We start from the raw sequence: 12,166 nt of genomic DNA, 5'->3' as shown, positions 1-12,166 counted from the left end.
TTGGCTGCCTGATCAGACCCTCGGTATGGTCGATGGTATGGCAACCAAGAAGTACACCGTGACGCTTCCCGAGGAGCTCGCCGAGGCCATCCGGGCCGAGGTCGGCCCCGGCGGCTTCAGCCGCTACGTCACGCACGCCATAGAGCGCCAGCGGGAGCGGGAGCGTCTGCGCGAGGCGGTGGGGTGGTGGGAGTCCGAGTACGGGGAGATCACCGAGGCGGAACTGGCCGAGGTCGAGGCCGAGCACCGCGACCTGGAGCGCCAGCACGCCGAGCGGACCGGCGCCCACGAGACCGGTGAGCAGCCGCGGGCGCCGAAGCGGGATGCCGCGTGACCGGAAACCGGGTCTACGTGCTCGACAGCGAGGGGCTCTCGCAGTGGGTACGCGGGGAGCGCCGCATGGGCGCCTACCTGAGGCACGCCGACGAAGCGGGAATCCCGGTCGTCACCACCTCGATGACTCTGATCGAGGCGTACGACCCCACGCGCCACCTCCCCAAGTGGCACTGGGCGCTCTCCAAGATCCGTATCGAGCCCGTGACCGAGGAGATCGCCAAGGAGGCGACCGGCCTCCTGAAGGAGACGGGCCTGCACGGCCACAAGTACGCCATTGACGCAGCCCTCGCCGCCGTCGCCCTGCGGCAGCCCGGCCCGGTCACCGTGTTCACGTCCGACGAGGACGACATGCGCAAGCTGTGCGCCGACCGCGTGCTGCTCGTGAAGCTCTGAGCCGATCACGGCTCACCCCCCTTCGCAGCTCGCTTCCTTCGGTGTGCCCGCGCTCCCCTCGATGCTCGGACGTGCCACGCAGGCCCGGCCCACGGGGGGCGGTTTGCCACCCCGGCCCGAGGTCGGCCACCGGTCCAGATCGTAGGGGAGAATCCCGAAATACAGGTAGGCGGCGATGCCCGCGACGTGCCACTCCGGCGGATATCAGCACGCTGACCATCGGCAGTCAGCAGGGCACTCGCAGCGTCAATGCTGGGGTTCCTCCAACTTGACGGCAGTGGTGTCCGCGTCGAGCTGTTCAGCGTGCGCTGCGGCTACAGCTTCCTCGTGGTCTTCCACTACTTCACCGTCCACGACGTCCCCGTCCGCCATACGGTGCGACGGATCCGCCAGCGGCAGGCCGGCGAGGTGCTTCTTGAGTCTTTTGGCCATCGGCAGGTAGGTCGCGAAGGTGAGCGTGCCGGAGACGGCGGCACCGACGAGGGGGATGGCCTTCGAGACGCTCTTCGCGAAGGAATCCTTTGTCATCTTGACCCCGAGATAGGCCGCGACCTTTTTGACGATGGGATAGATGAGGCCCTTGGTGAGCGCCTTCTGAGGCAGCTTCTTGGCGGCCTGCTCCGACATCATCGCCGCGACCTTCCCCACGGCGGCGTTTGCCGACTGGGTACCGAACATCACGCCGAAGAACAGCGTGAGCACCGCCATGGTCGCGTCGTCGACGTCGTCGCCCTCGTCGGAGAACAGATCGGGCCAACTGTAGAGGTACGCGAGTTTCTGCGCGATACGCAGCATATGGCCGACATACTGAGCCAGGTCGGCGGGCACGGTGGCGGGAAGGGCGAGGACACCGGGTATCCCGGCGGCGGCGGAGAGAGCACTGACCTTGGCGGTCTCGTAGCGGATCGAGTCGGCGGCCACCTTGTCGAGAACCTCGACAGATATGCCTGCCGCAGCGGGGGTCTCTTCTATCGCTTTCCGGATCTCCTCCTCCGAGCAGCGGCGAGCCAGCGCGCTCCGGAGGTACGCCTCCCTGTTGATACGCACGCCCGGAAGCTTGGCTGCGCTCACCAACACCGTAGAGAAGCGCGACTCGGGGTTCTCGATCCCTTTACCCGGTTTCATGGCAGGAACTTACAGTAGCTCCGGGCCCCAAGGGCCTTGTCAGACCTGCTCCGTTGAGACCTCGTCACATGCGTGACGGTGAGGTGCGGGGGCGGGGCCATCACGGTGCCGATCGCCCCTGGGCAGGCGGGATGTGCAGGGCCTTCGACAATCACACGTTCGCCGGGAGGCCCTGCCATCGGTGCCGCCCCTGTCAGAGCGCCGCGAACTCGACGAAAGCGGTCCACGCCGTGGGTTGTACGGCCAGTGCGACTCGGGTCGTGTCCTTTGAGTCGCGGACGTGGACCCTGTCGGGCCGGGTGGCGACCTCGACGCATTCGCCGCCAGCTCCGCTGCTGTAACTGCTCTTGAACCAGGCCGACTCAGGCACAGGCTGTTCGACGTTCATCTCTCTCCCAGCAACTTCTCGACGAAGGCCAGCGACTCGCGCGGAGTGAGCGATTGGGCCCGAAGGAGTCCATACTGCTCCTCGATCTCCCGGACTTGCTTCCGCGCGCCGTGTAGAGGCGGCTGTCCTGCTGAGCCTCCACATAGGCGATCCTCCGCCCTTCCTTCGTCTCGATCAAGGTGAACGGACCAGCCAGTCCAGCGTGCTCATCCCGCTCTGTTGGCAGCACCTGGATCTCCACGTTGCGCCGCTGGCCATGGAGCAGGATCTGCTCCAACTGTCCGCGCATGATGCCCCACCCACCGAGAGGCCTACGCAGAACCGACTCCTCGATGACAAAGCTGATAGTGGGCAACTGCGCGCGACAGAAGATCTCCTGCCGGGCCAGGCGCGCTGTCACCCTCTGCTCGACCACCTCTCCATGCAGCAAGGGCCGCCAGTTGATGAAAACTGTCCGCGCGTACTCTTCGGTCTGTAGGAGTCCAGGCACTGCCTGGTTGGCGTAGACGTGCAGCTCGATCGCCTCGGCCTCCAACTTGGCTGCATCTCGAAAGAACGTTGGATACTGAGCCCGAGCCACCTCCTCCTTGCTCGCGCTCAACACGCCACTCGCATCCAGCACTTCGTCAGCCTGGTCGATGAACCTCGGTGGCGGAATACGTCTCGCCTGCTCGAACGCCGCGATCGTCGAGGCCGAGTATCCGGTCAGCGAACCGAACCTCGCCCGGTCCAGCCCCGCTCGTTCCCGGAACAGTTTCAACTGCCGCCCGAACACACACAGGATGCCTGTCCCGACCTCGTACTCCGGCTGCTGAACCTCATCGTCCACGCCGCGACTCCTCCCGTACGACCATCACGGCCACCGGACTCCACTCGCCCAACACGCGGCCCGGAAACCGGTCACGCCCGATACCGCTTACAAGCGCACAGCCGACGTGTACAGCCCGCACCCGTCAGGGCATCGCTCCTGTTCAACGCTACGCAGAGTCCGCAACCGTTGACCGCATGAATGCAGCAACTCCCCCGAACGGGCATATGCCACGGCACCCCGCACCCGAACGCGAGTTCACCATGCGCTTCACCTCAACGCCACGCGGTGCCCGCCTCGCCCGCCGACTCGTCTCGCACCGCCTGAACGACTGGGGCCACCCGTACGCGACGCCGGTCAACGAGACGCTCGCCCTCATCACGGCGGAGTTCACCGCCAACGCCGTACGCCACGGTCACGTGCCCGGCCGGGACTTCCACGTCCGACTCACCCTGACCGAGGACACGTTCCGCATCGAGGTGACCGACACCCGGGCCGAGAAACAGCCCCCGTCCCCTCTCCCGGCCCCCGACTCCGCATCCGAGTTCGGCCGCGGCCTGCTCCTCGTCGCCGCCCTCGCGGACGACTGGGGCATCACCCCTCGTCCGACCGCCCCCGGCAAGACGGTCTGGGCGGAGCTGCGCGTCCCGACCGGAGTCCGCCCGCACACGCACGCGGCGGCCCCCGGTCCGGCAGACTCGGCATCGGCGCACAGGCACAACACCGAGTCTTTTCCGGCTACTTCTTCACTGCGGCGCGGCGACCTCGGGTTGCGGCCGGAGGCTGCCACTTACGGAGATCGTCGTCCGTGAGTCCGTGCTCGCCCTGCTTCTGCTGGCGGTAACCGGCGAAGAAGTCCGCCGGGGAGCCGCTGAAGACCATGTCGAACTCGTTGTGCCACTGCGACAGCCACGGCTGGAGTTCCAGCAGGCCGGCGAGGAACGGCGTGATCTCCTCGGTGGACAGCGCGGTGTTGGTGAAGTACGTGGCGAGGGCCTGCGCCTGCTCTCGGTGGTCCCAGCCGGCCCACCCGTACAGCTCGGGGGTAGCGGCGTTGGTCTGCCCGTAGGAGACGAACCGCTCCTTGGGCACGTCGAGCTTGCCGCGCGCCCGCCAGTAGGAGGGGCGGAGAAAGTCGGCCGAGGTGTACTTCGGCGGCACAGGGATGGAGTCCCGGATCTTCCGCTTGGCAGGCTCGTCCGGGGCGGCGTCCTCCTTGCGCTGGAGGTCCCAGACCTCTTCCCAGTCCGCTCGCTTCTTGAGCCCGGAGGCCTTGTAGCGCAGCGCGGAGAGGAAAGGCACGTGCTCATCAGTGATCAGCTCGGAGACGACCTTAGCAAGCTCCTTGCGGGGCGCGTAAAGCTTGGCGACGGAGACGAATTCCTCGTCACGGGAGAGCACGTCGGTGAGCCGGGCCAGGGTAAGGATAGCTGGCTGCCTGTTCTCGTCGAACCAGAGTTCGCGGTTCTCCATACGGTCGAGCAGCCAGAAGCGGAGGGCCTTCTCCTGGAGCGCGTCCCAACCTTCGGTAGCCCAGCGACGCTTGTATTCGGGGCGCTCAATCATACCGATGGCACGGTTCGACTCGATGACGTCGATGCGTTTCTGAACCATTTCACGATACGGGGCAGGCCAGTGATCGGGGATTTCTGTTATAGGGATGTGGTCGTGGTGCGTGAACCACTTTGTGGAAACTTCACCCCTCGCGACCTGCCGAGCGAGAAGGATCTCAAACGCACGCTGCCCTGCCATGATCTCGGGCACCTCATGGTGCGGAATGCGTAGATCCTCGGAATGTAGGCCATAGATCGAATAGACCTGCCAGTCCAGCTCCTCCTGAAGGGCGATCATGCGAGCACGGGCAGACTCCCAAGCAGCACGCGCTTCACGAAGAACGGTCGCAGTAGGCGTCGACTCAGTCACCACGGTTGCCGGGGCAGTGGAGGTGAGCTGCTGGGCGAAGCTGTCGAGGGCATTAGCGAGACGGACCGGATATTCTACAGGTAGCGGAAACTCTTCCAACTTGGTGCCAGTGAACTCATAATTCCAGGACCAAGGCTGATCGGGCATCCCACTGGCTGCCGTCGCATTCCCCTTGCTGTGGCTTACCTGCTTAAGCCAGAAGCCAGCCGTGGAACTGTTGAGCACTCCAAGCAACTGGAGATACTCTTCTTCGCTTGCCCCATCCCCCAATTTAATTATCGGCGCCGTACTGCCGAACAGTCTAGCTTCACGGTCAAGCACGAAATGATTGTGAGTAGCAACGAAAGGAAAAGTGATCCCGATTCTTGAAGTGAGTTTGCTCGGGTAGCTCTCAAGATGCACATACCAAGGTCGGCCATGCGCGGTGATGGTTTTACCAAAGAGTCTACGCGCAGAAAGAATGACACGCGCGAGCCAAAGATACCGCGACACCGGCATAGACTGCTCCGGCAATGCCTCTCGATTCTGCGCATCCACATACGGATTGCAAAGATCGACAGCATCTCTGATCTCATAATCTCGCACGTTAGCGCCAGTTACGAGATCCCGAACTGATTCAACAAGCCCTAGGCGCCGAGCAGACGCCCCGTTAGGGAGGAAGAAGATGTCGTCAGCGCCAGATTTAGTGGTTCGTCCGATGGATTCAACGAGGTGCCCCAACCGTCGAGAAGACGCAGCATTCAACTGCTCAACCATCTCAAGACCGCCATCAGCAAGAATCCATGGTTGCCTTCCAAAATATCGACTCCGGTCTAGATCTCCTACGGATACCCATTTACTCAGTGAGTCAGGGGCATCAACCTGATCCACAATTGCGTTCCACACCAAGCCATCCTCGCCATTTTCTGGCGTTACAGGCTCGCCTTGAACGCTGCGGACAGTGCGGATTACGGCCGAACGCCGGCTGCCTTCCCGTCGCTTACCGACCAAGATGACAGTTGGCGTACTGTGACCAGGGATGTAGGCACCAGAAGTGTCGACGACCTCCGTTAGTTCAACGCGGTCCCGAAAATAGTTCTCGATCAGCTTTGTGCCAAACTCGCGCTTCATGAAGGAGTTTGCAGTAATCTGTCCGACCAGCCCGTAACCGTGTCCGTTAGCATCCCCACGCCTCGCTAGCTCAAAGAACCGCTGCGCAAACGGAACCGAGAGGGCATACGTCCCACCGCAGGCGTCATACAACTCCCGATAGAGCTCATTAAGCTTCGCATCCGTAACCGTGATGTACGGCGGGTTCCCCACTACGACGTGATAGCGTCCTTGTTGCAGAATTCCGGGGTGTTCATGCACGTCCTCTGTGGCATAGGCGAACGAGGCCAGCGGGTCCTCAGCGCCCTCCTCATCTCCTCCCAACGTGAGCTCCAGTTGCCGAGCCTTAATCAGCGAGTCACCTACTGCCAAGTGGATCGGCCACTCGTACTTTGCAGCCTCCCCGAGCGTCCCGAGGCTACTTGCTGCCATAGCCGCAACCAGTAGCCGGAACCGTGCGATGGCCACCGCGAACGGGTTGACGTCCACGCCGTGCACCGAGTCCAGCGCAGCCCGCACCCTTTCATGCATGTCCTTGCCTGGTTGCTCCTCCCCCCACAACCTCACCAGCCGCCAAAAAGCCCCCAACACAAAGTGCCCCGACCCGCACGTAGGGTCGATCATCTTCAGGCCCTCGTACCCGAACTCCCGCACCGCCGGATTCATCGTCCGGTCGAGGATGAACTCCTCCACGAACTCCGGCGTCTGGAGCAGCGCGTACGTCTTCCGGGCGGCCTCGCTCAGGTCCTGGTACAGGTCACCCAGGAACCGCGTGTCCCACCCCTCCGTGCCGTCCTCGTTCAGCGGGTCGGTGAAGTCGTGGACGAGGACACCCGCCTCATCCCTCCCCCGCCAGAACTCGACCAGCTCCCGCGCACCGTCATGCGACAGCGGAACCTGGTAAAGCGGGTTATGCCGCTTATCAAACAGCAGCCGCCCCGCCTGCCCCTGCCCCAACTCCTCGAACGCCTTCTCCAGCCACCCCCGGTACGTCGGGTCCTCGTCCGACTCCACGTACGCGTCGTACCGGGACTCCGCCAACTCCCGCCGGTCACCCTCCGGCCCCGTCAGGTACGGCTCCGGGATCAGCCGGTTGTCCTCGCAGAACCGCACGAACACAGTGCCCAGGACCCACGCCACCGCGACCTGCGTGACGCGCTCGTCCAGCCACGAGGTCCACGTCGCCGCCGTACGCCCGAGCTTGCGTGCCTGGTCGTACTCGGCCCTCAGCCGCGCGCTGACATCCCGCAGCGCCTTCACCTGGCGCCCCAGGTCGGTCTCGACCGCCTTGACCTGCTGCTTCAGGTCGTTCAACAGAGCTTTGCGGTCGATCACTTCGCGTCTCCCTCGACACCACTGGCACTAGCCATACCCTCGCCGGACCCGCGATGGGCGTTGCCCACCCATGTGTCCGGAAGCTGAATCCACTCCCCCAGGCCGGCCTGATACGGGACGGCCACCTGCCCGAGCCGGGGCTCGCGCGACGGGTCGGCCTGCGGGACCAGGAGCCACAGCCCCCGCCCGCCTCGCCGGGCCGCCGACGCCAGCCGGTGCAGGACACCCATCGCGTCGTACCGCGCGAACACCCCGGCCTCCGTCAGCAGCACAGGACCGGCCTCGCCACCGCCGCCACCGTTGCCCAGCAGCTCGGCGATCCGTGGCTCGACCGCGCCCCACGCCGTGCGCGCGTACTCCGCGAACCGCACCGCACCCTTCGAACCGGGCTCGGCGGCGTCCGCCTTGAGCAGCGTCTCCCAGGTCGGCTTGGTGCCTGGCGTGACCTGCGCGTGCAGGGCCTCAAGGAACAGCTCGGTCACCGAGACCGCTTCCGCTCCCAGCCGTTCGCTACCCAGCCCGGCCACCGCCTCGCGCACCGACCGCTGCCCTACGGTCAGCACCCGGAACCCGTCCCGGTGGGCCGACGCGAGGAGCCGTTCCTCCGCGCGCACCGCGCCCGCGAGCTGCGGATCGTCGGCGTACCGCGTCACCGCGCCCGTACGCGTCGACTGCCGCCACGCACCCGTCGTGAGGTAGCTCGACGCGTCGTCGACCCGCGTCGGCAGGTAGCGCAGCACGCCCTCGCGCTCGCGCATGCTGAGCGACAGTTCGAAGCCGGCGTCGCGCAACGCCTTGGTGAGGGGGCCGCCCGTCGGCAGGTCGTGGTGTGTGCCGCCACGCCCGTCAGGAACGGCGATCTCCGGGAAGCGGGCGCGGACCCTCTCGTGCACGGCCTCGCCGGTCAGGCCCGGCTGCTGCCCTTCCGGCATGCCCGGGATCCAGCGGACGAGCCCGGCCTGGGTGAGGCGCAGCGCCCTGACCAGCGACAGGTCGCGCGGGTAGATCTCCAGTCGTGGCGTGGCGGCGGCGTTCACGGACGCGGCGGCCGCCAGCTCCACCATGCGCCGCTCGTCCCAGTCGACCGCGCCCGGCGGCACCGTCAGCGCACCCAGCTCGGCGAGCACGGTGGCCGCCGTCGGCAGGGTGTCCAGCTTGGCGAGCCGGTCGGCCGTCTTGCCGAGGCGGGTGGCGTACTCCAGCAGGCCCGGGGCGGTCGGGGTGTCCGGGCCGTCGTTCTCGCGTACGTCGAGGGCGAGCAGGCCGGCGCCGAGGGACTCGTCCGTAGCCTTGCGGTTCGGCTGGTGTTGAAACTCGGCTTCCTGCGGCGTCAGTTGCTCGACCTCGACCACGGCCCGTACGGCTGCCAGCGCCATCGCGCGCCGCTGCTCGCGCCCCGCGAGGTGCGTGCCGCGCCGGACCGCCAGGGCGTCAGCGATCTCCACGGCCGAGGCGACCCGGCCCATGCTCACCAGTAGGTCGATGATCTCCTCGCGCAGGGCCTGGACGGCGGGCTCCGCCTTCCAGCGCTTGCGCTCGTCCTTGAGCAGCTGCGGGATGCGGCCGTGGCTCAGCCCGAGGCCGTCCGCGACGTCCTTCTGCTTCGGCCAGACGCCGATGTCCGGCAGGACTCCGTGCTCGTCGGGCAGGCGCAGCAGCAGCCGGACCATCTCCGCCTTGCTGCGGTTGGAGCCGTTGTTGTTGACGGCGGGCACGAAGACGGTGGCGAGGGTGTCGAGGCTGACGGAGCGGAGCGTGCGCGGGGACAGTGCGCCCGCCGACTCGCCCGTCGCCAGCTCCCCGACGAGGGCCGACTCGGCAGCCGTCAGCTGCGCCAGTTCCTCCTTGGCCTCCGCGCGGCCCTTCGGCGTGAGCGGCGAGACGGGGATTTCGCGCAGCCGCTCGCCCCACTCGCGCTGCCGCTGCTGGACCTCGTTGCGGGTCTTGGCGCCGAGGCCGGGGGCGTTGACGAGCTTGCGGCGGCTGTAGTCGAGCAGTTCACCGACCGTGGTGATGCCCAGGCCGTACAGGAACGACTGGGCGGTGGGCGTGAGCCCGGAGACCGTCAGCGGAGTGTCCCGCGTGACCTCGGCGGCCAGGCGGTCGCGCTGCTGCTCGGCGGTCTCCGGCTCGGCGTCCGCGATCCCCTCGGCGGGCAGCGCCTGCTCAGCAGCTCCAGTGGTCTCGGCGGCCGGGTGGCGGGAGCGGTGGCTGGAGGGGACGGTCTGCGAGGCGTCGAGGAAGACCTTGCGCCAGGCGTCCCGCATCGGCTTCAGCTCGGGGAAGCGGGTGGCCGCGTCGCGGTGCAGGGCCTTCTGGAAGAAGGCGACGAGCCCGTCCCGGACGGCCGGGTCGAAGGCCTCGGCCGCGATGGTCGGGTACGGCCACTCCTTCGCGTCGGTCATGCGCGGCAGGACGCTGCCGTCGCCCCACTTGGGCAGCTCGCCGGAGGCCATCTGGTGCAGGGTGACGGCGACGGCGTACCGCTCGGCGTGCGAGTCGTACGAGCCGCGGGTGATGACGTCGACGAAGGGGTCGAGGTAGCCGTCGGTGCCCGCGTTGGTGCTGCTCGCCGGGTAGCCGGCGAGGGAGAAGTCGATGAGGACGAGTTCGCGGGTGCGGTTGGGGCGGATGCGGATGGCGATGTTGTCGGGCTTGATGTCGCGGTGCCAGACGCCTTCGCCCTCCAGGAAGTCGACGGCTCCGAAGAGGTAGTCGCCGTACGCCTCGAGCTGGTCGACCTGGAGGCGGCCGTTCTCGCGGAGCTGGCGGGCGACGGTCTCCTCGCGGCGGCGCGGACGTGCGCCGCCCTCGGTGCCCGGTCCGCTGTCGTCGCGCTCGTCGCCGACGTACTCCAGGGCCAGGACGGTACGGCCGCCGAGGTGCAGCGGCTCGGGTTCGACGAGGCGGATGATGCCGGAGTGGGGGCGCAGGCGTCCCATGGCCTCGGCCTCGCGGGCGAGGATCTCGCTGCGGCTGTCGGAGAGGGCGACCTTCAGCACGGCCAGCGGGCGGGTCCTGCGGGCTTCGGCCTGAAGGTCGCGGACGAGGAAGGCGCGGCTGGTGGAGCCGGTGCCGAGGCGGCGGCGGATCTCCCACCGGTCGGCGAGCACGTCACCGGCGACGGCCTCCAGCGGGTCCTTGTCGGCGACGGTGTCGTCGTCCTCGTCGCCCGGCGCCTCCGTGGCGGTGACCGCCTGGGCCGGGGCGGTGAGGGAGTCCTCGACGACCTCCAGCAGCTCAAGGAACTCGTCCACGCTGGAGAGGCGCTGGCCGGGCCGGTAGGCGGTGGCGGCCTGCACCAGCTCGTCCACGTCCTCCGACAGGCCGTCCACCAGGGAGCTGGGGCGCAGGCCCTCCCCCGCCTCCAGGCGGGCCAGCAGCTCGGCCTGGCTGGCGGCCGGGGCCTTGCCGGTGACCAGCAGGTAGGTGAGGACGCCGAGCCCGTACACGTCGAGGTGGACCGGGTCGGGCTTGACGGCGGTCAGCTCGGGGGCGAGGTAGGCGTCAGCGTCGTCGGCCACGTGCTGGGCGGACAGGGCGGTCGGTGCGAAGCGGGTCATGCCCTGGCCCTGGGAGGAGTCGCCGCTGCGCTGGGTGGCGATCTGCCAGTCGGAGATCTGCAGGTGCGGGGTGAGCCAGGCGGCCTCTTCCCCCACGGCGCGGCCCTTCCGGCCGCGCGGCCGGGGGACGACGAGCACGGAGCGGGCGGCGAGCGCCCGGTGGTGGATGCGGCTGGAGTGCGCGGAGCGCATGGTCTCGGCGAGCTGGCGGACCATAGCCATCCGGCCGAGGATGTCCAGCTTCTCGCCGTACTGGACCAGGTACTCGTCCAGCTTCAGGGTGTCCGGGTGGTAGTCGAAGATCAGCGCGGGGCCGGCGGTGTGCCCGGAGGGGAAGTACTGCTTGAGTTCGACCACGCCGGGGTGCTTGAAACGACCCAGCACCGCGGCCTCGCGCCGGGCGGCGTTTTCGACCGACTGGCGCAGGGAGGCGTCGGAGCCGCGCTCGCTGAGGTAGATGCGGACGCGGGCGGCCTCGGGCAGGTCGCTGTGGCGGGCGAGGTAGTCGGCCCAGGTGGGGCCGGAGTCGAAGGACTTCCGTTCCAGCTCGTACGGGCCGACCTTGTACTGCGCGTCGCTCTTGCGGATGCCGATGTTCTTGAGGGCCGCCTCGATCTCGCGCGAGCCGATCGCGGTGATGCGGCGCCGCTCGTCACGCGGGGGCTGCTTGAGCATCTCGACCAGCTGGTGGACGGTGTACACGCCGTTCTGGTCGTGGGCGGGCAGGCGTACGCGGAGGCTGTTGTCCGTGAAGCAGACGGCCTCGGCGACCCAGACCCGCTTGTTGCCGGGCAGCGCGAGCAGGCCGGCCAGCTCCTTGGCCTTGCGGTTGACCAGGTGCAGCGGATTGCCGTGCGTACGGCGGCGGCCACCGGGAGTGGTCTGCACCCAGGTGCCGTTCTCGGAGGTGACCGAGCCGTGCCAGTCCTTCAGCTCGATCATGCAGACGCCGCCGGGTGCGACGACCAGCAGGTCGACCTCGCGGACGTGGCCGGTGTTCGCGGTGAAGGTGAAGTTCGACCAGGCACGCCAGGGGTCGGAGTCCGGCAGCTTCTCCCGGATCGCGTCCAGGCCACGGCGTTCGTGATCGAACTCGGACTCGGTGACCGTGACCCACCGGCCTTCCCGCATGCCTGTTCCCCGCTTCTCGTGTCCCGCGAGGGCCGCCGTTCCCCATGGTCAGGCCCTTGAGACAGATCCTAGTGG

The 12,166-nt window shown here is 67.4% G+C and carries 7 protein-coding genes and 1 pseudogene; 3 read left to right on the top strand and 5 right to left on the bottom strand.

Features of this window, described 5'->3' with window-relative positions; genetic code table 11:
- Window positions 1-37 precede the first annotated feature (37 nt).
- Both BN159_RS30300 and BN159_RS30295 read left to right on the top strand, forming a co-directional pair.
- Window positions 38-334 carry a hypothetical protein gene (locus tag BN159_RS30300; RefSeq protein WP_015660832.1) on the top strand — a complete coding sequence of 99 codons (297 nt, stop codon included), beginning with the start codon at window positions 38-40 and terminating at the stop codon, window positions 332-334.
- Window positions 331-729: a PIN domain-containing protein gene (locus tag BN159_RS30295; RefSeq protein WP_015660831.1), complete on the top strand. Its 399-nt coding sequence runs from the start codon at window positions 331-333 to the stop codon at window positions 727-729. The genes BN159_RS30300 and BN159_RS30295 overlap by 4 nt, the downstream gene beginning before the upstream one ends.
- 246 nt (window positions 730-975) lie before the next feature.
- Here the strand turns inward: BN159_RS30295 and BN159_RS30290 are convergent, their stop codons facing one another.
- The 3 genes and pseudogenes from BN159_RS30290 to BN159_RS30280 all read right to left on the bottom strand — a co-directional run bounded on the left by BN159_RS30290 (window position 976) and on the right by BN159_RS30280 (window position 3,071).
- The gene (locus BN159_RS30290) at window positions 976-1,854 is read right to left on the bottom strand and encodes a hypothetical protein (RefSeq protein WP_015660830.1); all 879 of its coding nucleotides are present in this window, start codon (window positions 1,852-1,854) and stop codon (window positions 976-978) included.
- A 193-nt stretch (window positions 1,855-2,047) separates the two neighbouring features.
- Window positions 2,048-2,242, bottom strand: a complete 195-nt coding sequence (locus tag BN159_RS30285) for a DUF397 domain-containing protein (protein WP_015660829.1) — start codon at window positions 2,240-2,242, stop codon at window positions 2,048-2,050.
- Window positions 2,239-3,071 (bottom strand): annotated as a pseudogene (locus BN159_RS30280) (helix-turn-helix domain-containing protein). The gene BN159_RS30285 and the pseudogene BN159_RS30280 overlap by 4 nt, the downstream one beginning before the upstream one ends.
- Before the next feature lie 206 nt (window positions 3,072-3,277).
- On the opposite strand from BN159_RS30280, the gene BN159_RS30275 reads away from it, so the two are divergent.
- On the top strand, window positions 3,278-3,862 hold the full coding sequence (locus tag BN159_RS30275) for an ATP-binding protein (RefSeq protein ID WP_167549257.1): 585 nt from the start codon (window positions 3,278-3,280) through the stop codon (window positions 3,860-3,862).
- Here the strand turns inward: BN159_RS30275 and pglX are convergent.
- Together pglX and pglW are read right to left on the bottom strand one after the other, a co-directional pair.
- Window positions 3,789-7,397 carry a BREX-2 system adenine-specific DNA-methyltransferase PglX gene (gene pglX, locus BN159_RS30270; protein ID WP_015660826.1) on the bottom strand — a complete coding sequence of 1,203 codons (3,609 nt, stop codon included), beginning with the start codon at window positions 7,395-7,397 and terminating at the stop codon, window positions 3,789-3,791. The genes BN159_RS30275 and pglX overlap by 74 nt on opposite strands.
- Window positions 7,394-12,091 carry a BREX system serine/threonine kinase PglW gene (pglW, locus tag BN159_RS30265; RefSeq protein WP_015660825.1) on the bottom strand — a complete coding sequence of 1,566 codons (4,698 nt, stop codon included), beginning with the start codon at window positions 12,089-12,091 and terminating at the stop codon, window positions 7,394-7,396. Before pglW ends, pglX begins: the two co-directional genes overlap by 4 nt.
- Window positions 12,092-12,166 lie beyond the last annotated feature (75 nt).

Source organism: Streptomyces davaonensis JCM 4913, assembly GCF_000349325.1.
GTDB classification, from domain to species: domain Bacteria; phylum Actinomycetota; class Actinomycetes; order Streptomycetales; family Streptomycetaceae; genus Streptomyces; species Streptomyces davaonensis.
Note: the sequence above shows the minus strand (reverse complement) of the source record. Positions and strands in the feature narration are given on the sequence as shown.

Excerpts from the sequence above, each read along its gene's own strand:
- BN159_RS30285 (WP_015660829.1), bottom strand. The coding sequence starts at position 2,242 with ATGAACGTCGAACAGCCTGTGCCTGAGTCGGCCTGGTTCAAGAGCAGT.
- BN159_RS30300 (WP_015660832.1), top strand. The coding sequence starts at position 38 with ATGGCAACCAAGAAGTACACCGTGACGCTTCCCGAGGAGCTCGCCGAG.
- pglW (WP_015660825.1), bottom strand. The coding sequence starts at position 12,091 with ATGCGGGAAGGCCGGTGGGTCACGGTCACCGAGTCCGAGTTCGATCAC.
- BN159_RS30275 (WP_167549257.1), top strand. The coding sequence starts at position 3,278 with ATGCCACGGCACCCCGCACCCGAACGCGAGTTCACCATGCGCTTCACC.
- BN159_RS30290 (WP_015660830.1), bottom strand. The coding sequence starts at position 1,854 with ATGAAACCGGGTAAAGGGATCGAGAACCCCGAGTCGCGCTTCTCTACG.